General features: G+C 56.7%; 23 protein-coding genes. 16 read left to right on the forward strand and 7 right to left on the reverse strand.

Annotated features, from left to right (window positions below; translation table 11 throughout):
- Positions 1-55: 55 nt before the first annotated feature.
- The 5 genes from AC2AXP_RS14690 (at position 56) to hisP (ending at position 3,965) form a co-directional block, all read left to right on the forward strand.
- Positions 56-628 (forward strand): UbiX family flavin prenyltransferase, encoded by a 573-nt coding sequence (locus AC2AXP_RS14690; protein ID WP_004960436.1) that lies wholly within the window; start codon positions 56-58, stop codon positions 626-628.
- Between the two features lie 301 nt (positions 629-929).
- On the forward strand, positions 930-1,712 hold the full coding sequence (gene argT / locus AC2AXP_RS14695; protein ID WP_004960440.1) for a lysine/arginine/ornithine ABC transporter substrate-binding protein ArgT: 783 nt from the start codon (positions 930-932) through the stop codon (positions 1,710-1,712).
- Positions 1,713-1,783: 71 nt separating this feature from the next.
- Positions 1,784-2,470 carry a histidine ABC transporter permease HisQ gene (locus AC2AXP_RS14700; RefSeq protein ID WP_004960450.1) on the forward strand — a complete coding sequence of 229 codons (687 nt, stop codon included), beginning with the start codon at positions 1,784-1,786 and terminating at the stop codon, positions 2,468-2,470.
- Entirely contained in the window at positions 2,467-3,174 is a 708-nt protein-coding gene (locus AC2AXP_RS14705; protein ID WP_004960455.1) for an ABC transporter permease, read from the forward strand. Before AC2AXP_RS14700 ends, AC2AXP_RS14705 begins: the two co-directional genes overlap by 4 nt.
- 17 nt (positions 3,175-3,191) lie before the next feature.
- Positions 3,192-3,965, forward strand: a complete 774-nt coding sequence (gene hisP / locus AC2AXP_RS14710) for a histidine ABC transporter ATP-binding protein HisP (protein WP_039992637.1) — start codon at positions 3,192-3,194, stop codon at positions 3,963-3,965.
- Positions 3,966-4,003: 38 nt separating this feature from the next.
- On the opposite strand, the gene AC2AXP_RS14715 is transcribed toward hisP, so the two are convergent.
- The 3 genes from AC2AXP_RS14715 to yfcG all read right to left on the reverse strand — a co-directional run bounded on the left by AC2AXP_RS14715 (position 4,004) and on the right by yfcG (position 6,052).
- Entirely contained in the window at positions 4,004-4,912 is a 909-nt protein-coding gene (locus AC2AXP_RS14715; RefSeq protein WP_273869620.1) for a TIGR01777 family oxidoreductase, read from the reverse strand.
- Positions 4,913-4,935: 23 nt separating this feature from the next.
- On the reverse strand, positions 4,936-5,307 hold the full coding sequence (gene folX, locus AC2AXP_RS14720) for a dihydroneopterin triphosphate 2'-epimerase (RefSeq protein WP_004960468.1): 372 nt from the start codon (positions 5,305-5,307) through the stop codon (positions 4,936-4,938).
- A 115-nt stretch (positions 5,308-5,422) separates the two neighbouring features.
- A complete protein-coding gene (yfcG, locus tag AC2AXP_RS14725) occupies positions 5,423-6,052 on the reverse strand; it encodes a GSH-dependent disulfide bond oxidoreductase (protein WP_004960470.1) in 630 nt (209 codons plus the stop codon).
- Positions 6,053-6,305: 253 nt separating this feature from the next.
- On the opposite strand from yfcG, the gene yfcE reads away from it, so the two are divergent.
- A complete protein-coding gene (gene yfcE, locus AC2AXP_RS14730; RefSeq protein ID WP_004960472.1) occupies positions 6,306-6,857 on the forward strand; it encodes a phosphodiesterase in 552 nt (183 codons plus the stop codon).
- Positions 6,858-6,945: 88 nt separating this feature from the next.
- Positions 6,946-7,521 carry an NUDIX hydrolase YfcD gene (gene yfcD, locus AC2AXP_RS14735; RefSeq protein WP_004960475.1) on the forward strand — a complete coding sequence of 192 codons (576 nt, stop codon included), beginning with the start codon at positions 6,946-6,948 and terminating at the stop codon, positions 7,519-7,521.
- Between the two features lie 174 nt (positions 7,522-7,695).
- Here yfcD and AC2AXP_RS14740 read toward each other — a convergent pair whose 3' ends face one another.
- Positions 7,696-8,715, reverse strand: a complete 1,020-nt coding sequence (locus tag AC2AXP_RS14740; RefSeq protein WP_004960478.1) for a LacI family DNA-binding transcriptional regulator — start codon at positions 8,713-8,715, stop codon at positions 7,696-7,698.
- Positions 8,716-9,033: 318 nt separating this feature from the next.
- Here AC2AXP_RS14740 and AC2AXP_RS14745 point away from each other — a divergent pair, with 318 nt between their 5' ends.
- From AC2AXP_RS14745 to AC2AXP_RS14765, 5 genes are all read left to right on the forward strand, one after another.
- Entirely contained in the window at positions 9,034-9,477 is a 444-nt protein-coding gene (locus AC2AXP_RS14745) for a PTS sugar transporter subunit IIA (protein WP_484381778.1), read from the forward strand.
- Positions 9,478-9,564: 87 nt separating this feature from the next.
- Complete coding sequence (locus AC2AXP_RS14750; protein WP_004960490.1) at positions 9,565-9,846, forward strand: PTS sugar transporter subunit IIB; 282 nt, start codon at positions 9,565-9,567, stop codon at positions 9,844-9,846.
- A 23-nt stretch (positions 9,847-9,869) separates the two neighbouring features.
- Positions 9,870-11,252 carry a PTS ascorbate transporter subunit IIC gene (locus AC2AXP_RS14755; protein WP_198773469.1) on the forward strand — a complete coding sequence of 461 codons (1,383 nt, stop codon included), beginning with the start codon at positions 9,870-9,872 and terminating at the stop codon, positions 11,250-11,252.
- A gap of 14 nt (positions 11,253-11,266) precedes the next feature.
- On the forward strand, positions 11,267-12,106 hold the full coding sequence (locus AC2AXP_RS14760; protein ID WP_273869602.1) for a transketolase: 840 nt from the start codon (positions 11,267-11,269) through the stop codon (positions 12,104-12,106).
- A complete protein-coding gene (locus tag AC2AXP_RS14765; protein WP_004960497.1) occupies positions 12,099-13,055 on the forward strand; it encodes a transketolase family protein in 957 nt (318 codons plus the stop codon). The genes AC2AXP_RS14760 and AC2AXP_RS14765 overlap by 8 nt, the downstream gene beginning before the upstream one ends.
- Positions 13,056-13,129: 74 nt before the next feature.
- Here AC2AXP_RS14765 and pta read toward each other — a convergent pair whose 3' ends face one another.
- A complete protein-coding gene (pta, locus tag AC2AXP_RS14770) occupies positions 13,130-15,286 on the reverse strand; it encodes a phosphate acetyltransferase (RefSeq protein ID WP_039991874.1) in 2,157 nt (718 codons plus the stop codon).
- A gap of 72 nt (positions 15,287-15,358) precedes the next feature.
- The gene (gene ackA / locus AC2AXP_RS14775; RefSeq protein ID WP_004960503.1) at positions 15,359-16,561 is read right to left on the reverse strand and encodes an acetate kinase; all 1,203 of its coding nucleotides are present in this window, start codon (positions 16,559-16,561) and stop codon (positions 15,359-15,361) included.
- Positions 16,562-16,911: 350 nt separating this feature from the next.
- Here ackA and yfbV point away from each other — a divergent pair, with 350 nt between their 5' ends.
- From yfbV to AC2AXP_RS14795, 4 genes are all read left to right on the forward strand, one after another.
- Positions 16,912-17,367 carry a terminus macrodomain insulation protein YfbV gene (gene yfbV, locus AC2AXP_RS14780; RefSeq protein ID WP_004960505.1) on the forward strand — a complete coding sequence of 152 codons (456 nt, stop codon included), beginning with the start codon at positions 16,912-16,914 and terminating at the stop codon, positions 17,365-17,367.
- Between the two features lie 143 nt (positions 17,368-17,510).
- The gene (locus tag AC2AXP_RS14785) at positions 17,511-18,005 is read left to right on the forward strand and encodes a YfbU family protein (protein WP_039991876.1); all 495 of its coding nucleotides are present in this window, start codon (positions 17,511-17,513) and stop codon (positions 18,003-18,005) included.
- A gap of 17 nt (positions 18,006-18,022) precedes the next feature.
- The gene (locus AC2AXP_RS14790; RefSeq protein WP_198773467.1) at positions 18,023-18,679 is read left to right on the forward strand and encodes a sugar phosphatase; all 657 of its coding nucleotides are present in this window, start codon (positions 18,023-18,025) and stop codon (positions 18,677-18,679) included.
- Between the two features lie 97 nt (positions 18,680-18,776).
- The gene (locus AC2AXP_RS14795) at positions 18,777-20,609 is read left to right on the forward strand and encodes an SLC13 family permease (RefSeq protein ID WP_273869594.1); all 1,833 of its coding nucleotides are present in this window, start codon (positions 18,777-18,779) and stop codon (positions 20,607-20,609) included.
- 19 nt (positions 20,610-20,628) lie between these two features.
- On the opposite strand, the gene yfbR is transcribed toward AC2AXP_RS14795, so the two are convergent.
- Positions 20,629-21,228 (reverse strand): 5'-deoxynucleotidase, encoded by a 600-nt coding sequence (yfbR, locus tag AC2AXP_RS14800; protein ID WP_088499748.1) that lies wholly within the window; start codon positions 21,226-21,228, stop codon positions 20,629-20,631.
- Between the last annotated feature and the right edge of the window lie 112 nt (positions 21,229-21,340).

Raw genomic sequence — 21,340 nt, forward strand, 5'->3', positions numbered from 1 at the left:
CCCCCGTTGCGGCAAAGTCTGCCTGTTCCCCTAATTTTCTGGCAGAGACTCCCTTATGAAACGACTCATCATCGGCATTTCCGGTGCCAGCGGCGCTATCTACGGCGTGCGTTTGTTGCAGGTTTTGCGCGACGTCGCCGAGGTGGAAACCCATTTGGTGATGAGCAACGCGGCGCGGCAGACCCTGGCACTGGAAACCCGCTACAGCCTGCGTGAAGTCCAGGCGCTGGCCAACGTGGTGCATGATGCGCGCGACATTGCCGCCAGCATCTCCTCCGGCTCGTTCAAAACGCTGGGGATGGCCATTTTACCCTGTTCCATCAAAACGTTATCCGGCATCGTCAACAGTTACAGTGACGGTCTGCTGACCCGTGCCGCCGACGTGGTGTTAAAAGAGCGTCGCCGCCTGGTGCTGTGCGTGCGTGAAACGCCGTTGCACCTCGGCCATTTGCGCTTGATGACCCAGGCGGCGGAAATGGGGGCGCTGATCATGCCGCCGGTGCCGGCGTTTTACCATCAGCCGCAAACGGTGCAAGACATTGTTGACCAGACGGTGAATCGCGTTATCGATCAGTTTGATATACAACTGCCGCAAGATCTGTTTGTCCGCTGGCAAGGCGCTAATTAACAAGTTGACATCCAAAATTGCACATTTGTGCAACACCGCACTGTATTAGGGCGATAGCTGCACCATAATGATCCCTCAACACCACGCACACTGTTTCATGGCGCTGGCACAGCGTTGCCGCCCGTAGCGCGGCCCTGAATGGCCGATTTAATTTTGCGGTTATCGTCCCGGGAAACAGTTTTGCGCCGTGCGGAGTCGTTCCCTCCGCCTGTCGCAAGCAATGTGGCACGATTACTGCAAATTGATTTGGTGGGAATAATGCCCGCAGTGGCATCAAAAAAAATCAATTTGAGGGTAATGTATGAAAAAGCGGTTTTTGGTTGTTCCTTTAGTGATGGCCCTGGCTGCCGCCAGCAGCGCTTTTGCCGCCATTCCGACTACGCTCAAGATCGGCACCGATCCAACCTATGCGCCGTTTGAATCCAAGAACGCCAAGGGCGAACTGGTGGGCTTTGACATCGATCTGGCCACCGAGCTGTGCAAACGCATCAACACCCAATGCACCTTTGTCGAAAGCGATTTCGACGCCCTGATCCCTTCACTGAAAGCCAAGAAAATCGACGCCATCATCTCGTCGCTGTCGATCACTGAAAAACGCCAACAGGAAATTGCCTTCACCGACAAACTGTATGCCGCCAATGCGCGTCTAATCGCACCGAAAGGCGCGAAAATCCTGCCTAGCGTCGACTCGCTGAAGGGCAAGAGCGTGGGCGTATTGCAAGGCACCACCCAGGAAGCCTATGCCAATGCCAACTGGCAGCCGAAAGGGGTGACCGTGGTGCCTTACCAGAACCAGGATCTGGTGTATGCCGATCTGGCTTCCGGCCGTATCGACGCTGCGTTCCAGGATGAAGTGGCGGGCAGCGACGGCTTCCTGAAACAACCGCCGGGCAAGGATTACGCCTTTGCCGGTGAAGCGGTAAAAGACGACAAGTTCTTTGGCGTCGGCACCGGCATGGGTCTGCGCAAGACCGATACCGAGCTGAAGGCGGCGCTGGACAAGGCGTTCGCCGAGATGCGTAAAGACGGTACCTACGACAAGTTTGCGAAAAAATACTTCGATTTTGACGTCTACGGCGGCTAATCCCGCGCACCACCGCATCCATCCTGGGGGCTTGCCCCCAGGTAATGCTCAATGACGACAGGATGAAGTAGATGCTGCAAGGCTATTCCCAACTGATATTCGAGGGCGCTCTGGTTACGCTGGAGCTGGCGCTCAGTTCCGTACTGCTGGCGGTGGTGATTGGCCTGATCGGCGCCGGCGGCAAACTCTCCCATAACCGCGTTATTGCCAGCGTTTTTGGTGCCTACACCACGCTGATTCGTGGCGTGCCCGATCTGGTGTTGATGCTGCTGATTTTCTACGGTCTGCAAATTGCCCTCAACGGCGTGACCGAAGCGCTGGGCGTGGCGCAGTTCGATATTGACCCACTCAGCGCCGGTATAATCACCCTGGGGTTCATTTACGGCGCCTATTTCACCGAAACCTTCCGCGGCGCCTATATGGCGGTTCCGCGTGGGCAGATTGAAGCGGCGACCGCCTTCGGCTTCAGCGGTGGGCAGACTTTTCGTCGCATTCTGTTCCCGGCGATGATGCGTTTTGCCTTGCCGGGCATCGGCAACAACTGGCAGGTGATCCTGAAGGCGACGGCGCTGGTGTCGATTTTAGGCCTGAATGACGTGGTCAAGGCCACCCAGTTGGCCGGCAAGGGCACCTACCAACCGTTCTTTTATGCGATTGTCGCCGGCGCGGTGTACCTGATTTTCACCACCGTTTCCAACGGCGTGCTGCTGTGGCTTGAACGGCGTTATTCATTGGGCGTCAAGAGGGCCGAGCTATGATCGAAATTTTACAACAGTACTGGCAGTCGCTGTTGTGGAGCGACGGTTACCGCTTCACCGGCGTCGCGGTCACATTGTGGCTGCTGATTGCCTCGGTGGTAATGGGCGGCTTGCTGGCGATCCCCATGGCGGTGGCGCGGGTGTCTTCGTTGCGCTGGCTGCGTTTTCCGGTGTGGCTGTATACCTATGTGTTTCGCGGTACGCCTCTGTATGTGCAGCTGCTGGTGTTCTACTCCGGCATGTACAGTCTGGAAATGGTGCGCGGTACCGAGTTGCTTAACGCGTTTTTCCGCAGCGGGCTCAATTGCACCATTTTGGCGCTGACGCTCAATACCTGTGCCTACACCACCGAAATTTTCGCCGGTGCGATTCGTTCGGTGCCGCACGGTGAAATCGAAGCGGCCAACGCCTACGGTTTTTCACGCTTTAAAATGTATCGCTGCATCATTTTACCTTCGGCGTTGCGAAGCGCGCTGCCGGCCTACAGCAACGAAGTGATCCTGATGCTGCACTCCACCGCGCTGGCATTCACCGCCACCGTACCGGATTTGCTGAAGGTCGCTCGTGATATCAATGCGGCAACCTATCAGCCGTTTTATGCCTTCGGTATTGCCGCAGTGCTGTATCTGGCCATTTCGTATGCGCTGATCAGCCTGTTCCGGCTAGCGGAAAAGCGCTGGATGGGACACGTTACCCAACGATGAATGACGGGATTAAAACCATGTCTGAAAACAAATTAGCCGTCACTGAACTGCATAAACGTTATGGTGAACACGAAGTACTGAAAGGGGTCTCACTGGCGGCCAATGCCGGGGATGTGATCAGCATCATCGGATCCTCCGGTTCCGGCAAGAGTACCTTTCTGCGCTGTATCAACTTCTTGGAAAAGCCTAGCGAAGGCTCTATCAGCCTGAACAATGAAAATATCCGCATGGTGCGCGACAAGGACGGGCAGCTCAAGGTGGCCGACAAAAAGCAGCTGCAGCTGCTGCGTACCCGCCTGACCATGGTGTTTCAGCATTTCAACCTGTGGAGCCACATGACGGTGTTGGAAAACGTGATGGAAGCCCCGATCCAGGTCCTGGGGCTGAGCAAGGCCGACGCGCGTGACCGCGCAGTGCGCTATCTGGATAAAGTGGGCATCGATGAACGCGCGCGAGGCAAATACCCGGTGCACCTGTCCGGTGGACAACAGCAGCGCGTATCCATTGCCCGCGCGCTGGCGATGGAGCCGGAAGTGCTGTTGTTCGATGAGCCGACCTCGGCGCTCGATCCTGAGCTGGTGGGTGAAGTGCTGCGCATCATGCAAAAGCTGGCGGAAGAGGGCATCACCATGGTGGTGGTCACGCACGAAATGGAATTTGCCCGCCACGTTTCCAACCACGTGATTTTCCTGCACCAGGGGCTGATTGAAGAACAGGGACCTCCGGCGGAGGTCTTCGGCAGTCCGAAAAGCCCGCGTTTGCAGCAGTTCCTGTCCGGCGCGTTGAAATGAGGTAACACGACAGGCGGGCGCGTGACGGCGCCCGCGTTTTAGGTCTGGTGGTTAATCACCGCTTCTAGCGCCTGTTCCAGTTCAAAATACTGGAAGCTGAATCCTGCTTCTTCCAGCCGTTTTGGCACCGCTCGCTGCCCGCCGAGCACCAGAACGGCTGCTTCGCCCATCATCAGCGTGATCGCCAAAGCCGGCAGCCGTAGAAATGCCGGCCGATCCAGCACCCTGGCCAGCGTCGCGGCAAACTGTTCGTTATGCACCGGATAGGGCGCGACCATGTTGAAGGGGCCATGCAGCGTGGGGTGTTCGAGCAGGAAGATAATGCCGTTGACCATGTCATCCAGATGGATCCAGGGCAGATACTGCCGGCCATTGCCGATCGGGCCGCCAAGGCCGAATCTGAACGGCGGCAGCATTTTGGCCAACGCGCCACCGTTGGGTGCCAGCACTACGCCGGTTCGCAGCAGGCAGACGCGGGTGGCGTCGCTTTGTGCGCGCAGCGCCAGCGATTCCCAGCGCTGGCAGAGCTGGTGGGTGAACTCGTCCTGCGGCGCTTCGTCCTCGGTCACTACCGCCTGATCCTGATCGCCGTAATAGCCAACCGCGGAACCGGAAATCAGCACCGCCGGCGGGGTGGCGCTGGCGTTGATCAAGCTGGCCAATCTTTCGGTCAGTTCCCAACGGCTACGGCATAAACGCTCTTTTTGCGCTTTGCTCCAGCGCTTGTCGGCAATCGGCTCGCCCGCCAGGTTGATAACCGCGTCAATATCATCCAGATTCTGTTTATCCTGCAAGGTTGACCAGTAGCGAATGTCGTTATCGCCGAGTCGACCACGCGCGCGTTCGACGTTACGCGTCAGCACGGTAATCTGGTGAGAAAGGGCCGCTAGCCGCCGTGTCAGGCTGCTTCCTATCAATCCTGTTGCGCCGGTGATCAAGATACGCATGGTCTGGCTCCCTGAAGGCAGGCTCAGCTCTGGCGATAGCTCATGGTCATGGATACCGAGTCGGCATAACGCAGGGCGAGCAGTTTATCTATTTCTACTTCAGCATAGGTTACCCAAGGATGTTGTTTCACGATATCGAGCACATCCTGGGTTAATTTTTCCAATAGCGCGAAGCGGTTATCCTCAACGTGGCGAATAATCGCCTTGGTGATGGTTCGGTAGTTGAGCGCATCGTCGATGTCTTCGCTGTTGCGTGCCCGATCGGCCGGATAGTGAATGGCGACGTTGATCAAAATGTCCTGACGGTTGTTGATTTCTTCTTCCTTGATGCCGATGAAAGTGCGTAACCGCAGGTTTTTGATGCGAATAATGGCGTCGGGTTGATTGAATGACATCCGAGGTTCTCCAGGCTTTTGATTATTTTGCCCAGAATACACGGAAAGTAGGGAAATGATAACGCGCTAACAACAAACGCTGCCGGCAGGCCTTGGGCGCTGCCGGCAGGACGGGTTATGCCGGCTCAGCCAGTTTGTAGGCGCGCTCGGTAGCCGGACGGTTGCTGATACGCTCGAACCAGTTGCGTACCGCCGGATAATCAGCCAGATCGATGCGTTGGCGCGGGTGGGACACCACCCAGGGATAGGTGGCAATGTCGGCGATGCTGTAGTTGTCGCCGCCAAGGTAAGGGTGTTTTTGCAGTTCGGCGTCGAGCACGCCGTACAGCCGCCGGGTTTCCAGGTGGTAACGCTCGATGGCGTACGGAACCGGCTGCGGTGCATAGTGATTGAAGTGATGGTTTTGTCCGAGCATCGGCCCGAAACCGGCCACTTGCCAAAACAGCCACTGCAGCGTGGCGGCGCGCTCGCGTAGCCCCTTGCTCAGCAGCTTGCCGGTTTTTTCCGCCAGATACAGCAGGATTTCCCCGGATTCGAACAGCGCAATGGGCGCACCGCCATCAACCGGCTGTTGGTCGACGATGGCCGGAATTTTATTATTGGGTGAGATGGCGAGGAACTCCGGTTTGAACTGCTCGCCGGCACTGATGTTTACGCGATGGATACGGTAGGGTAAGCCGACCTCCTCCAGAAACAGAGTGATTTTGTGACCATTGGGAGTAGGCGCGTAATACAGGTCAATCATATTGCCTCCTGCGGTAAAGTGATCTGTAAATCATTACACGTTGTGGCGGTCTGCGCCGCACAAGGTTATTACGATCCAGCTAAAAGGACACCAACAATAGCAGCTAAGAATAGCAGGCAATGTGGGATTCGTCCGATGCTATCAAGGCAAAATATGACGCGCGTCAGTACCCTCGGCCAGGGGCGAGGCTGGCGGCTTGTGGCGTGGCGATTGTGCGATAAAATAACCGTAGTAATGTTAAGGGAGAAAAACCATGAAGCTGATGTTCGCTGCGGATTTGCACGGTTCACTGTCGGCCACCGAGCAGCTGGTGCAACGCTTTGCACAGTCAGGCGCCGATTGGCTGATTCTGTTGGGCGATTTGCTGAATCACGGGCCGCGCAACGCCTTGCCGGATAACTATCAACCGGCGCAGGTTGCCGAACAATTGAATCGCCTTGCCGACAGGATCATCGCCGTTCGAGGCAATTGCGACAGCGAAGTGGATCAGATGCTGCTGTCATTTCCGATCGATACACCATGGCAACAGGCGATCTGGCAAAAAAGACGATTGTTTTTGACCCACGGTCACCTTTATCATCCCTCCGCACCGCCGCCGTTATCTGCCGGGGACGTTTTGGCCTATGGCCACACGCATCTGCCGCAGGCGGAACGGCAGGGCGACATCTACTGCTTTAATCCGGGTTCGATCGGCATGCCCAAGGGCGGCTTTCCGGCAAGCTACGGGCTGCTGCAAGACGACATTTTGCGAGTAATCGCGTTGCAAAGCGGTAAGACTATTGCAGAGGTGGCATTAACACACTAATTTGTACCCACAATAAGAATCATTGAACAAGACTCATTGATCAACCAGCGCGCGACGACCCTCGCGCCAAAATAGAAGGTTTTAGAGGATGGCGGAACAGGATCAGGCTACAGTTACCGAGTGGGTTGATATCGTCAACGAGCAAAACGAAGTGATTGCTCAATCCAGTCGTCAACAGATGCGTGCAGAACGGCTGCGTCATCGTGCGACCTATATTGTGGTGCATGACGGGATGGGAAAAATTCTGGTTCAGCGTCGTACCGATACCAAGGATTTCTATCCGGGCTGGCTGGACGCTACCGCTGGCGGCGTGGTGCAGAGCGGTGAAAACGTGCTGGATTCGGCACGACGCGAAGCGGAAGAAGAGCTTGGCATCGCTGGCGTCCCCTTCGCTGAGCATGGCCTGTTTTACTTCGAAGAAGAACAGTGCCGCGTATGGGGCGCGTTGTTCAGCTGCGTATCGCACGGCCCGTTTGCCTTGCAGGAAGAAGAAGTGGTGGAAGTAAACTGGCTGACGCCAGAGGAAATCACCGCCCGCTGCGACGAGTTCACTCCTGATTCGCTGAAAGCGCTGTCGCTGTGGCTGACGCGCAATAATGAGCAGGACTATGGCAAGCCGCTGGCAAGAGAAGGCAAACCCGACGGCGATGCAGACCACGCCTGATGCGGCGCGCTGCGGTTGTCGCTAGCGCCGGCCAATAGATACCATGCCGTTCGGTTAACGCCGAGCGGCATTTTTTTATCGGCCTATCGGCTGGCATTAATCTGAAAAACGCCAGCAGGTGGGCGTAATGTGCTCGACATGCTCGCCGGTGACCACGGCCGACGGCTGCCAGGGTTAACAGCTGCCACGGCGGCACAGGGTGGACGGCAGCGAACCTTCCGGCTGCCATGGCTGGTCATTCAACCGCGCCAGCAGCGCCTTGCCGGCCTGAATACCGATTTCCTTATGCGGCACCGTCATGGTGGTCAACGGCGGCTGGCAGACCTGGCTGACGTCGCTGTTACCGAAACCGACCACCGCCAACTGCTCGGGTACCTTGATACGCCGGCGTTGACACTCATACAGCGCACCGCAGGCCAGTTCATCCGAGGCGCAAACCAGCGCGTCCAGCTCTGGCCAGGCCAGCAGAAACTCCGGTAACTGCTGGGCACCGGTGGAAAAACTGGCCGGTTGCGCGGCGTTAATCACCCGGTGCGGCGACATGTGGTTGCGCAGCAACGCCTTGTGCCAGCCTTGCAGATGCTGTTGAAAAATCCACTGTTCCTGATTGGCGCACAGCAGACCGACGTTCTGGTAGCCGCTGGCAATCACCGTTTGCGTCAGTTGATACATCGCCGCCACATAGTCGATGCCGATGTTCATATCGATAGGATCGGCGCGCATCGCACCAATTTCCACCACCGGGATCTTGGCGGCCAGCAGCGCCTGACGGGTATTTTGCGAATGTTCGACGCTGAGCAGGACCGCCGCCGCCAGATTATAAGACAGCAACGTTTCCAGCAGTTGCTCTTCCCGCTCCAGGTGATGCTGAGATTCGGCCAGCATGATCTGGTAGCCTGCCGGCTGTAGCACCCGTTGCAGACCGGCAAACATATCGGCGCAGCCGGATTCGGAAAAGCTCGGCACTACCATGGCGATGGTGTAGGACGAGGCCGAAGCCAGGGAACTGGCGGCCAGATTGGGCAAATAGCCCAGTTCATTGACCGCCGCTTCGATTTTCTCTCTTAGCTTGTCTGAAACCTGTTCCGGAGTGCGCAGTGCGCGTGAAACCGTCATGGTACCCACGCCCGCCAGCTGCGCCACGTCGGCCAACGTGACCCTGCCGGTGCTGCGTCGTTTCTTACCGATCGACATTGTTAATCCTGACTGAAATGCGCGTCGTGCGCATAAAGTGAAGAGGCAGTGCGAAACCGCATCGGCGGCTTCAACGATCCCAGTATGCATTACATTCTAACTCGTTACCGTTAGTGACGAGAAAAAATCTGTAGCTCACGCCGGGCAGTAGCAAACGTTTTGATAGCGCTATCACAGTTCTGCATGATCGCATTTTGGTAGCGCTATCTTTGTGATAGATCTCACAGTGAGAGTGCGAGGCGTTGATTAAAGTTTATGCCGTTGCCGCAGTGGTTTGCCTCGGCAAGAGATCGTTAGTCATCAGGTCAAGGGGGAAGTGTGCTTAACGACTGGCTAAAATCCGACCATATTCAACTATGCCAATGCGTAGACGACTGGCAGCAGGCGGTAACGCTGAGCGCCCAGCCGTTGTTGCAGCGTGGCATTATCACCGCCGATTATCTGACGGCGATTTTCCGCCAGTATCAGGCGCTTGGTCCGTATTTCGTTTTAGCGCCCGGCATCGCCATGCCGCATGCCAGGCCAGAAGAAGGAGCGAGGGCATTAGGGTTGTCGCTGCTAAAAGTGCATCAGGGCGTGCGTTTTCATTCTGCAGACAACGATCCGGTATTTATTGTGGTGATGCTTTCCGCACCGGACGGCAATAGCCATATTGAATTAATCGCGCAACTGGCAGAATTATTTTCAGACGGTCAGGCAATGAATGCATTATTCAATGCCAACGATCGTCAACAGATAGAGGATATTATTGCCCAATTTTAACTACTGAGGTTTTTTAAATATACCCCATCACGCCAGTTGCAATACTGGCGAGCTAACCTTACGCATAAAATTTGACAGGTGACAATAATGAAAATCATGGCGATTTGCGGTTCCGGCCTCGGCAGCAGTTTTATGGTGGAAATGAACATTAAAAAAGTGCTGAAGAAAATGGCGATAGACGCTGAGGTGGAACATTCCGATCTTTCTTCCGCCACGCCAGGCGCTGCGGATATTTTTGTCATGGCGAAGGATATCGCCGATAGCGCCAGCGTACCGGCAGACCAGCTGGTGGTGATTAGCAATATTATCGATATCAATGAACTGGAAACCAAACTGCGCGCCTATTTCGAAGCGCATTCCATTATCTAGGCAAAACTATTGGCGAGGTGGATATGTTTATCCAGGAAACGCTTAAATTTGTGGTCGATATATTAAAGGTGCCATCGGTATTGGTCGGTTTAATCGCATTGATTGGCCTGCTGGCGCAGAAAAAATCTTTTTCCGATGTCGTTAAGGGTACGGTTAAAACCATTCTCGGCTTTATCGTGCTCGGTGGCGGGGCGACGGTGTTGGTCAGTTCGCTTAACCCACTGGGCGGAATGTTTGAACACGCATTTAATATCCAGGGGATAATACCCAATAATGAAGCGATCGTGTCTATCGCGTTGGAAAAATATGGCGCCTCCACGGCGCTTATCATGGCGTTCGGCATGGTGGCAAACATTATCGTGGCACGCTTCACGCGCTTGAAATATATCTTCCTTACCGGCCACCATACGTTTTATATGGCCTGCATGATCGGCATTATTCTGTCGGTCGCCGGTTTCGAAGGGGTGCAGCTGGTATTTACCGGCGCATTGACGCTGGGCCTGGTGATGGCGTTTTTCCCGGCTATCGCGCAGCGTTATATGCGGCGCATAACCGGTAATGATGACATTGCCTTTGGTCATTTTGGCACGCTGGGCTATGTACTTTCCGGCTGGATTGGCGCGCGTGTCGGTAAAAACTCGCGTTCCACCGAGGAAATGAACCTGCCGAAAAACCTCAGCTTCCTGCGCGATAGCTCGATTTCGATTTCGATGACCATGATTGTTATCTATCTGATCATGGCGATCAGCGCTGGCCAGGCGTACGTGGAAGGCGAACTCAGCGGCGGTCAGAACTACCTGGTGTATTCGATTATTCAAGCGATCACCTTTGCTGCCGGGGTGTTTATCATCCTGCAAGGGGTGCGACTGATTCTGGCGGAAATCGTGCCGGCGTTTACCGGCTTTTCGGAAAAACTGGTGCCGAACGCGCGGCCGGCGCTGGACTGCCCGGTGGTGTATCCATACGCCCCCAACGCGGTGCTGATTGGTTTCCTGTTCAGCTTCCTCGGTGGTCTGGTTGGTCTGTTCCTGCTCGGCCAGATGAAGCTGGTGCTGATCCTGCCGGGCGTAGTGCCACACTTCTTTACCGGCGCCACCGCCGGGGTGTTCGGCAATGCCACCGGCGGGCGACGCGGCGCCATGCTTGGCGCCTTCGCCAATGGTCTGCTTATCACCTTCCTGCCAATGATGCTGCTGCCGGTGCTGGGTGCGCTGGGCTTTGCCAATACCACTTTCTCCGATGCCGACTTCGGTGTGCTGGGCATTGTGCTGGGCAATATGGCGCGCTTCCTCAATAAGGAAATGATTATGGTGGTGGTGATTGCCATCTTTGCGCTGCTGGTCGCGCACAACTTCCTGGGTAAACGCAAAGGCAGCGCTGCTGCCGGTGATCACGTTGAAAAATAAGCGAGGACCGTCTAATGACAACTTCAGATATCGGGGAAATACGCCGGCTGGCGCATGACATACGTCTGGAAACGCTAAAGGCGTTAACCGGGCTGGGCTTTGGCCATTATGGCGGGTGCATGTCCGTGGTGGAAACGCTGGCGGTGCTGTACGGCGATGTGATGCGCATCGACCCTGCCGATCCGGACTGGCCGGAGCGCGATTACCTGGTGCTGTCGAAGGGCCACGCCGGCCCGGCGCTGTACAGCACGCTGGCGATCAAGGGCTATTTCCCGCTGGCGGAACTGGCCACGCTCAACCAGAACGGCACGCGTTTGCCAAGTCACCCTGATCGGTTGCGTACCCGCGGGGTCGACGCCACCACCGGTTCGCTCGGGCAGGGCGTGTCGATTGCCGCCGGTATGGCGCTGTCACACCATCTGGGCGGGCGCCGCAATCGGGTATTCAGCATTTTGGGGGATGGTGAACTGAACGAAGGTCAGTGCTGGGAGGCATTTCAGTTTATCGCTCATCATAATCTCAACAACCTGACGCTGTTTATCGATTACAACAAACAGCAGTTGGACGGTCTGCTGGACGAGGTGATCAAGCCGTTTGACCTGGCCGGAAAATTCCGCGCCTTTGGCTTCGAGGTGGCAACCGTCAAAGGTGACGATATCAACGCCATTTGTGCCGCGGTGGCCCCGGTGCGCAACGGAGAGCAACGGCCGCTGGTGGTGATCCTCGACAGTATCAAAGGGCAGGGCGTGGCCTATCTTGAGCGGTTGGCGAATTCGCACCACCTGCGTTTGACGCCGGACGTTAAGCGGGAAATCGAACAAGCCATCGCCGATATGGAGGCAGCTGATGTTTAACCTGGCAACGCAGTTGGAAAAAGACGACGTAGAAATGCGCAAGGTGTATGCCGCTATGGTACGCCGCCAGATCGAGGCCGAACGGCCGATCATCGCGCTGGAAGCGGATCTGATGAGCTCGATGGCGATGGATTCGGTGCATAAGGACTATCCGCAGCATGTGATCAACTGCGGCATCATGGAGGCCAATGTGATTGGCGTTTCCGCCGGACTGTCGCTGACCGGGCGTATTCCGTTCGTGCACACCTTCACCGCGTTTGCCAGTCGACGCTGTTTTGATCAGCTCTTCATGTCACTGGACTATCAGCGCAACAACGTCAAGGTCATTGCGTCGGATGCCGGGGTGACTGCTTGTCATAACGGCGGCACCCATATGTCGTTCGAAGATATGGGGATTGTGCGCGGCCTGGCGCATTCGGTGGTGCTGGAAGTGACCGACGCGGTAATGTTTGCCGATATCTTGCAGCAGCTGATGGATTTGCAGGGGTTCTATTGGGTGCGCACCATCCGTAAACAGGCGACCAAGATCTACCCGCAGGGGACGCGCTTTACCATTGGCAAGGCCAATGTGCTGCGTGACGGGGCTGACATTACGCTGATCGCCAACGGCATCATGGTGGCGGAAGCGTTGAAAGCGGCGCAAATGCTGGTGCGAGAAGGGATCGATGCGGCGGTCATCGACATGTTTACCCTCAAACCGATAGACCGCGATATCATAAAAGCCTATGCCGCGAAAACCGGGCGTATTGTCACCTGCGAAAATCACAGCATTCATAACGGCCTGGGGTCGGCGGTGGCGGAGGTGCTGGTAGAGGAATGCCCGGTGCCGATGCGCCGCGTCGGGGTGAAAGAACGTTATGGCCAGGTGGGAACGCAGGAGTTTCTGCAACAGGAGTATGGCCTGACGGCTGAGCATATTCTGGAGGCGGCTAAGCAATTGCTGGCATAACCATTTGATATTCAGCCGATAAAAAAGCCGGTCTATGACCGGCTTTTGCTCGTTGACGGTTAAGCGACCTGCGCTTAGGCGTTGGCCGTTGCGTCAGCCTGTGAGGACTGAATGGCCGTCAATGCCACGGTGTAGACGATATCGTCAACCAGCGCGCCACGCGACAGGTCGTTCACCGGTTTGCGCATACCTTGCAGCATTGGCCCGATGGACACCAGATCGGCAGAACGCTGTACCGCTTTGTAGGTGGTGTTGCCGGTGTTCAGATCCGGGAAGATAAATACCGTTGCCTGGCCGGCCACCGGTGAGTTCGGCGCCTTCGACTTGGCAACGTCGGCCATGATGGCGGCGTCGTACTGCAACGGGCCGTCGATGATCAGGTCAGGGCGTTTTTCCTGCGCCAGGCGGGTTGCTTCACGTACTTTTTCTACGTCGCTGCCGGCGCCGGAAGTGCCGGTGGAGTAGGAAATCATCGCCACACGCGGTTCGATACCGAACGCCGCGGCGGAATCCGCCGACTGGATGGCGATCTCAGACAGTTGCTCAGCGCTAGGATCCGGGTTGATCGCACAGTCGCCGTAGACCAGCACCTGATCGGGCAGCAGCATGAAGAACACCGAAGACACCAGCGAGCTGCCCGGTGCGGTTTTGATCAACTGCAACGGTGGGCGGATGGTATTGGCGGTGGTATGTACCGCACCGGATACCAGTCCGTCGACTTCGCCTTTTTCCAGCATCAGGGTACCGAGCACCACGTTGTCTTCCAGTTGCTCGCGTGCCACTACTTCGGTCATGCCCTTGCTTTTGCGCAGCTCAACCAGACGCGGTACGTAGTTTTCACGCACCTTGACCGGATCGACAATTTCGATGCCCTTGCCCAGCTCAACGCCCTGGGCTGCCGCAACGCGCTGAATTTCATCCGGGTTGCCCAGCAGCACGCATTCGGCAATGCCGCGCTCGGCGCAGATGGCTGCGGCCTTCACGGTACGGGGTTCGTCGCCTTCCGGCAGCACGATGCGTTTACCGGCTTTGCGCGCCAGTTCGGTCAGCTCATAACGAAACGCCGGAGGAGACAGGCGACGTGAGCGTTCAGAGGTGGCGGTCAGGGACTCGATCCAGTCGGCATTGATATGGCTGGCGACGTAGTTCTGCACTTTTTCGATGCGCTGATGGTCGTCAGACGGCACTTCGAGGTTAAAGCTTTGCAGGCTCAGCGAGGTTTGCCAGGTGTTGGTCTCTACCATAAATACCGGCAGCCCGGTGCCGAAGGCGCGGTCGCACAGCTTTCTGATAGGTTCGTCGATTTCGTAGCCGCCGGTCAGCAGAATGGCGCCGATTTCTACGCCGTTCATCGCAGCCAGGCAGGCCGATACCAACACGTCCGGACGGTCTGCGGAGGTTACCAGCAGTGAACCCGGACGGAAGTGTTCCAGCATGTGTGGAATGCTGCGAGCACAGAAGGTCACCGACTTGACGCGGCGCGTCATGATGTCGCCTTCGTTGATCACGCGAGCTTTCAGGTGGCGAGCCATATCGATGGCGCGGGTGGCGATCAGATCGAAGCTCCACGGCACGCAGCCCAGTACCGGCAGTGGGCTGTTGGCAAACAGCTGCGCAGGATCGACGTTGGCAACGCTGGCCTTGGTGGAGTCGTCAAAGATTTCGGACAGATCGGGACGCGTGCGGCCCTGTTCATCAACCGGGGCGTTCAGCTTGTTGATGATCACGCCGGTGATGTTCTTGTTCTTGCTGCCGCCGAAGCTGCTGCGCGCCAGTTCGATGCGCTCTTTCAACTGAGCCGGAGAATCATTGCCCAGCGCCAGTACAAAGACGATTTCGGCGTTCAGGGTCTTGGCGATTTCGTAGTTCAGCGCGTTGGCGAACTGATGCTTGCGGGTCGGCACCAGGCCTTCGATCAGCACCACTTCTGCATCTTTGGTGTTCTCGTGGTAGCGGGCCACGATCTCTTCCATCAGCACGTCCTGCTGGTTGGAGCTCAGCAGCCCCTCGACGTAGCTCATGCGCAGCGGTTCGGCTGCGGGGATGGTGGAGTTGCTGCGGATGATGGTGGTGGTCTGATCGAGGGTATCACCGCCGGTACGCGGCTGGGCGATAGGTTTGAATACGCTCAGGCGAACGCCTTTTTGCTCCATGGAGCGAATGACACCCAGGCTGACGCTGGTCAGGCCGACGCTGGTGCCTGTCGGGATCAACATGATTGTACGTGACACAGAATAGTCCTCTTCACGATTGATGTGAGGCTAAAACGACACCGCCAGCCGGAGCTGACGGTGTGCAGAGCATTATGCGGTCAGACGGGCCGCGTCTTGCGCGATGACCAACTCTTCGTTGGTCGGGATAACCAGCGCCAGGCGGCTGCCGTCTTTGGTGATGGCGCCGGATTTGCCGAAGCGGGCTGCCAGGTTACGCTCATGGTCGACTTCAAAGCCCAGCAGAGCCAGTTTGTCCAGGGTCATTTCGCGCACCATGCCGGCGTTTTCGCCGATGCCGCCGGTGAAGATCACCGCGTCCAGGCGGCCGTCCATCAATGCGCTATAGGCACCGATATACTTGGCCAGGCGGTGGCAGAATACGTCCATGGCACGTTTGGCATCGGCCTTGGTACTGTAGTTGTCTTCGACATAACGGCAGTCGCTGGTGACTTCGGTCAGACCCAGCAGGCCGGATTCCTTGGTCAGCATCTTGTTGATTTGATCAACGCTCATGCCGAGCGCATCGTGCAGGTGGAAGATGATGGCAGGGTCGATATCGCCGCTGCGGGTGCCCATCACCAGGCCTTCCAGTGGGGTCAGACCCATGGAGGTATCGACGCACTTACCGTTGCGCACTGCGGTTACGGAACCGCCGTTGCCCAGGTGGCAGGTAATGACGTTGAGCTGTTCCACCGGCTTGTTCAGCATTTTTGCCGCTTCTTGCGTGACATAGAAGTGGCTGGTGCCGTGCGCGCCGTAGCGACGCACGCCGTGGTCACGATACAGGCTGTACGGCAGGGCGTACAGGTAGGATTCTTCCGGCATGGTCTGATGGAATGCCGTGTCGAAGACCGCCACGTTTTTGTCTGCCAGGTTCGGGAAGGATTTCAGTGCTTCGGCGATGCCGATCAGGTGCGCCGGGTTATGCAGTGGTGCAAAAGGCACCGAATCTTTGATACCCTGAAGCACTTCATCGTTGATAAGCGCAGAAGCGGTGAACTTCTCGCCGCCGTGTACGATGCGGTGGCCAATGGCGGTCAGCTGTGCGGAAAGTTCCGGCTTTTGTGCCAGAATGGTATTAACGATAAAGTTCAGCGCTTCGCTGTGGGCTGCACCGGCACCGAGTGCCGCTTCTTGTTTGCCGCCGTCCATTTTCCACTTGATGCGGGCTTCAGGCAGGTGGAAGCATTCGGCCAAACCGGAAAGGTGTTCTTCACCGTTGGCAGCATCAATGATGGCGAATTTCAGGGAAGAACTGCCGCAGTTAAGAACCAGTACTAGCTTACTCGACATGGAAGTACCTACTTAATATGTTCGTGTTGTTAAAGGAAGACCAAACACGTGGTGAATTAATCGTCAATCAGACAACAAGCGTAGCGCATAATGCCGTTGACATTTATGATTAACATCATGTGAGAGACATAAATTACATGATGATGAAAAAACCGATGTTTTCTCTCGGCTTAAATAATCTTGATTTTTATAGGGCTAAAAGTTGACAGTTTTACCGTCATCTTCTAGCGGCCAAAAGGCCGGCTTAGGATACCGATAGCCCGCAGCAAACACAAAATAAATTTAAAGCTTCAACTTTTTTAGTAGTGTGTTTGTCTGAGATCCCATTTTCTGTGACGTTGAGGTACGCGATGACGAGCAAACCGTCCGGTTCCGTAAGTTGGTTTCAGGTATTCCAACGCGGGCAGCATTATATGAAAACCTGGCCGGCAGATAAGCGTCTGGCCCCGGTGTTTCCGGAGAATCGCGTTGCGCGCGCCACCCGTTTTGCCATTCGTTTCATGCCGCCGTTGGCGATCTTCACCCTGACCTGGCAAATCGCGCTGGGTGGGCAACTCGGGCCGGCTATCGCCACCGCGCTGTTCGCCTGTAGCCTGCCAATGCAGGGGTTGTGGTGGCTGGGCCGTCGGTCGGTGACGCCGTTACCGCCGACGCTGCTGTCGTGGTTCCACGAGGTACGCAACAAGCTGGCGGAAGCCGGGCAGGCGCTGGCACCGGTTGAAGGCACGCCGACTTACCAGTCGCTGGCGGATTTGCTCAAGCGCGCCTTCAAGCAGTTGGATAAAGCCTTTCTTGACGATCTGTAAAGCCGGACGGGCCGTTTTATCGCGGCCCGTTACGCGTTTCGGCCAATAACCCCGGTTTAAATCAAAGAACGGTCGAGTTGTGATTTCCTGCAATTTTGCGCTGTGCGATGCTCTCGCCATCATACAGAAACGAGGAAATCCTGATGGAAATGACCAACGCCCAACGTTTGATCCTGTCAAACCAATACAAGATGATGACCATGCTCGATCCGGACAACGCGGAGCGCTATCGTCGTTTGCAAACCATTATCGAGCGCGGCTTCGGTCTGCAATTGCGCGAACTGGACCGTGATTTTGGTGAAATGAGCGAAGAGGTCTGCCGCACCATCATCAACATCATGGAAATGCATCACGCATTGCAGGTGTCGTGGGAAAATCTGAAAGAGAAGCAGGGGCTCGAGCTGCGCCGTATGGCGTTTCTTGGCTTCGACGCCGCCACCGAAGCGCGTTACCTGAGTTATGTGCGTTTCCTGGTCAGCACCGAAGGACGTTATACTCATTTCGACTCCGGCAGCCACGGCTTCAATGCCCAAACCAAAATGTGGGATAAGTACCAGCGTATGCTGGCGGTCTGGCTGTCTTGCCCACGGCAGTATCACTTGAGCGCCGTTGAGATTGCGCAAATTATTAACGCTTGATTAAAAAGAGGTTTCCTGTGGAGTGTAAAGGTTTTCTGTTTGACCTGGATGGTACGTTAGTCGATTCATTGCCGGCCGTGGAGCGCGCCTGGACCCAGTGGGCCATGCGGCGTGGGGTGAACCCGCAGGACGTACTGGCATTTATTCACGGTAAACAGGCGATTACTTCTTTACGCCATTTCATGCCCGGCGCACGCGAAGCAGAAATCCAGCACGAACATGACCTGCTGGAGCAGGTGGAAGCACAGGATACCGAGGGCGTGCGGGCATTGCCGGGCGCGGTGGCGCTGCTGGCGCGCTTGAACCAGTTGGGCATGCCATGGGCCATCGTGACGTCCGGTTCGATTCCGGTCGCCACCGCCCGCCGCGCTGCAGCAGGCTTGCCGCAGCCGGAAGTGTTCATTACCGCCGAGCAGGTCGAACACGGTAAACCGCAGCCAGACGCATATTTACTGGGTGCCGAACGCCTCGGTCTGGCGCCGCAGCACTGCATGGTGGTTGAAGATGCCGCCGCCGGTATCCTGTCCGGGCTGGCGGCAGGCTGTCAGGTGATCGCCGTCAATGCACCGGCAGATGCGCCGCAGCTCGATCGCGTAAGCCTGCGCCTGACGTCGCTGGAACAGATTGCGGTGAACAGGACGGAGCAGGGCGCACGCATTGAAACGATCGGCTAATTGCCGTTTTCTGCCGGCAAATTGATTCGACCCCGCATGCGCGGGGTTTTTTTATGCTAATTTTTAACTCCCTGAATCCCTGACCAAAGAGGCCGTTTTGAACAGCGAATTACTGTGGGTGCTGTGCCTGTTGCTGGTTGCCATCGTCCTGTTCACTACCAATAAATTACGCATGGATGTCGTGGCGTTGTTGGTGATCATCGCCTTTGTGCTGAGCGGCACCTTGAACCTGCAGGAGGCGACGGTCGGTTTTAGCGATCCGAACGTGATTTTGATCGCCGCGCTGTTTGTCATTGGCGAAGGGCTGGTGCGAACCGGCGTGGCCTATCAGGTCGGTGACTGGCTGGTGAAGGTGGCTGGCAGCAGCGAAACCAGAATGCTGGCGCTGCTGATGGTGACCGTTGCCGGGCTGGGGGCCTTTATGAGTTCGACCGGCGTGGTGGCGATTTTTATCCCAGTGGTGCTGAGCGTGGCGGCGCGCATGAAAACCGCTCCGGGGCGGCTGATGATGCCGCTGAGTTTTGCCGGATTGATCAGCGGCATGATGACCCTGGTGGCGACGCCGCCGAACATGGTGGTCAACAGCGAGCTGGTGCGGGAGGGCATTCACGGTTTCGGCTTTTTTGGCGTTACGCCGATCGGCATTATCGTTCTGGCGCTGGGCGTGGGCTATATGCTGGTGGCGCGCCGCTGGCTCGGCGATGCCGGCGCCAGCAGCAACAAAGAGGGCTGGCAGCGGCGTACCCTGCGGGATTTGATTCGTGACTATAGGTTGACCGGTCGCGCGCGGCGGCTGGCGATCCGTAGCGGCTCGCCGTTGATTGGCCGCGCGCTGGACGAGCTGCATTTGCGTGCGCGTTACGGCGCCAATGTGGTGGGTATCGAACGTTGGAAGCGCTTTCGGCGAGTGATGGTCAGCGCGTCGGGCAGCACCGAGCTGCGCGAGCGCGACGTACTGTTGATCGACATGTCCGACAGCGAAGTGGATCTGCGCGAGTTTTGCAGCGAGCAACAGCTGGAGCCGATGGTACTGCGCGGCGATTACTTTTCTGAACAGTCACGTAACGTCGGGATGGCGGAAGTGTCGCTGATCCCCGATTCCGCGCTGCTGGGGCAAAGCCTGCGCGACGCGGCGTTTCGCAGCCGTTATGACCTCAACGTGGTGGGCATTCGGCGCAACGGTGAAACCCTGTCGGGTAAATTGGTGGATGAGCCGTTGGCGCTGGGGGATATTCTGCTGGTGATCGGCGACTGGAAGGCGATTCGCCAACTCCAGTCCAAAACCCGTGATTTCATCGTGTTCAACCTGCCGGCCGAGGTCGATGAAGTGGCTCCCGCGGTCACACAGGCACCGCACGCGCTATTTTGTCTGGCCCTGATGGTGGCGATGATGTTGACCGATGAAATTCCCAACCCGATTGCGGCGCTGATCGCCTGCCTGCTGATGGGCAAGTTCCGCTGTATCGACATGGAAAGCGCTTATAAATCCATCCATTGGCCGAGCATTATCCTGATTGTCGGTATGATGCCTTTTGCCCAGGCGCTGCAAAAGACCGGCGGGGTGGATCTGATCGTCCGTGGGTTGATGGATGTCGCCGGCGGCATGGGGCCACGCGTGATGCTGGTCTGTCTGTTCGTGTTGTGTGCCGGTATCGGCCTGTTTATTTCCAATACCGCCACTGCGGTATTGATGGCACCGATCGCCATCGCCGCTGCGCGCGAGATGGGGGTGTCTCCCTATCCCTTCGCGATGATTATTGCCATTGCCGCATCGGCCGCCTTTATGACGCCGGTTTCTTCACCGGTCAACACGCTGGTGCTGGGGCCGGGGAATTACCGATTCGGCGATTTTGTTCGCATGGGGGTGCCGTTCACCTTGTTGGTGATGCTGGTCAGCGTGGTGGTGGTGCCCTGGCTGTATGCGTTCTGAACCGGCCAGGGGCGTTTGATCAAAGCGTTGAATCCAGGCTGATTTCATCCAGCGACAGGCTGAAGCTCGGGATGAACACCGCCATAAAGTATTCCATTTCCGGGCTGTTGCGCAGCTGCAAGGTCTTTTCCAGGCGGGCTTTTGCCAGTTTGAATTCGTTGTTGCCGGCGGACAGCTCTTCCAGACATTTGAGATAGGCGCACAAGGCATCCGCCTGCTTCACTACCTGTTTCTCATCCTCGGTATAATAGTGTTCGTCGAGGATCGAGCGAAAATCGTTACGCAGTTCCGCCGGGATCATATCCAGCAGCTTTTGCTGGGCTACCTTTTCTATTTTTTTGTATTCGTGGGCGATCTGCGGGTTGTAATACTTGATCGGCGTCGGCATGTCGCCGGTGATCACTTCGCTGGCGTCGTGATACATGGCCAGCAACGCCACGCGATCGGCGCTGAGATTGCCGTTGAACTTGCGGTTTTTAATCACCGCCAGGGCATGGGCGACAAACGCCACCTGCAAGCTGTGTTCGGATACGTTTTCGGTACGTACATTGCGCATCAGCGGCCAGCGGTTGATCAATTTCAGACGGGACAGATGGGCAAAAAAATGGCTCTGGCTCATGGTGCTCTCTCTACAGCGGCAAATGAGGGTTCCATTGTGAGCAGTGATGGCAGGTTATGCAACCCGGGCTGTGCGCCGGTGGGGGAGAAGGGCACAGCATGCTGCGCCCATC

It is taken from the genome of Serratia sp. Sp408, from assembly GCF_057180665.1.

Excerpts from the sequence above, each read along its gene's own strand:
- yfcG (WP_004960470.1), bottom strand. The coding sequence starts at position 6,052 with ATGATTGACCTGTATTACGCGCCTACTCCCAATGGTCACAAAATCACT.
- AC2AXP_RS14785 (WP_039991876.1), top strand. The coding sequence starts at position 17,511 with ATGGAAATGACCAACGCCCAACGTTTGATCCTGTCAAACCAATACAAG.
- hisP (WP_039992637.1), top strand. The coding sequence starts at position 3,192 with ATGTCTGAAAACAAATTAGCCGTCACTGAACTGCATAAACGTTATGGT.
- AC2AXP_RS14740 (WP_004960478.1), bottom strand. The coding sequence starts at position 8,715 with ATGTCGATCGGTAAGAAACGACGCAGCACCGGCAGGGTCACGTTGGCC.
- AC2AXP_RS14750 (WP_004960490.1), top strand. The coding sequence starts at position 9,565 with ATGAAAATCATGGCGATTTGCGGTTCCGGCCTCGGCAGCAGTTTTATG.
- AC2AXP_RS14765 (WP_004960497.1), top strand. The coding sequence starts at position 12,099 with ATGTTTAACCTGGCAACGCAGTTGGAAAAAGACGACGTAGAAATGCGC.
- folX (WP_004960468.1), bottom strand. The coding sequence starts at position 5,307 with ATGTCATTCAATCAACCCGACGCCATTATTCGCATCAAAAACCTGCGG.
- AC2AXP_RS14705 (WP_004960455.1), top strand. The coding sequence starts at position 2,467 with ATGATCGAAATTTTACAACAGTACTGGCAGTCGCTGTTGTGGAGCGAC.
- yfcE (WP_004960472.1), top strand. The coding sequence starts at position 6,306 with ATGAAGCTGATGTTCGCTGCGGATTTGCACGGTTCACTGTCGGCCACC.
- ackA (WP_004960503.1), bottom strand. The coding sequence starts at position 16,561 with ATGTCGAGTAAGCTAGTACTGGTTCTTAACTGCGGCAGTTCTTCCCTG.
- yfbV (WP_004960505.1), top strand. The coding sequence starts at position 16,912 with ATGACGAGCAAACCGTCCGGTTCCGTAAGTTGGTTTCAGGTATTCCAA.
- AC2AXP_RS14715 (WP_273869620.1), bottom strand. The coding sequence starts at position 4,912 with ATGCGTATCTTGATCACCGGCGCAACAGGATTGATAGGAAGCAGCCTG.
- AC2AXP_RS14690 (WP_004960436.1), top strand. The coding sequence starts at position 56 with ATGAAACGACTCATCATCGGCATTTCCGGTGCCAGCGGCGCTATCTAC.
- yfcD (WP_004960475.1), top strand. The coding sequence starts at position 6,946 with ATGGCGGAACAGGATCAGGCTACAGTTACCGAGTGGGTTGATATCGTC.
- yfbR (WP_088499748.1), bottom strand. The coding sequence starts at position 21,228 with ATGAGCCAGAGCCATTTTTTTGCCCATCTGTCCCGTCTGAAATTGATC.
- AC2AXP_RS14755 (WP_198773469.1), top strand. The coding sequence starts at position 9,870 with ATGTTTATCCAGGAAACGCTTAAATTTGTGGTCGATATATTAAAGGTG.
- AC2AXP_RS14760 (WP_273869602.1), top strand. The coding sequence starts at position 11,267 with ATGACAACTTCAGATATCGGGGAAATACGCCGGCTGGCGCATGACATA.
- AC2AXP_RS14700 (WP_004960450.1), top strand. The coding sequence starts at position 1,784 with ATGCTGCAAGGCTATTCCCAACTGATATTCGAGGGCGCTCTGGTTACG.
- argT (WP_004960440.1), top strand. The coding sequence starts at position 930 with ATGAAAAAGCGGTTTTTGGTTGTTCCTTTAGTGATGGCCCTGGCTGCC.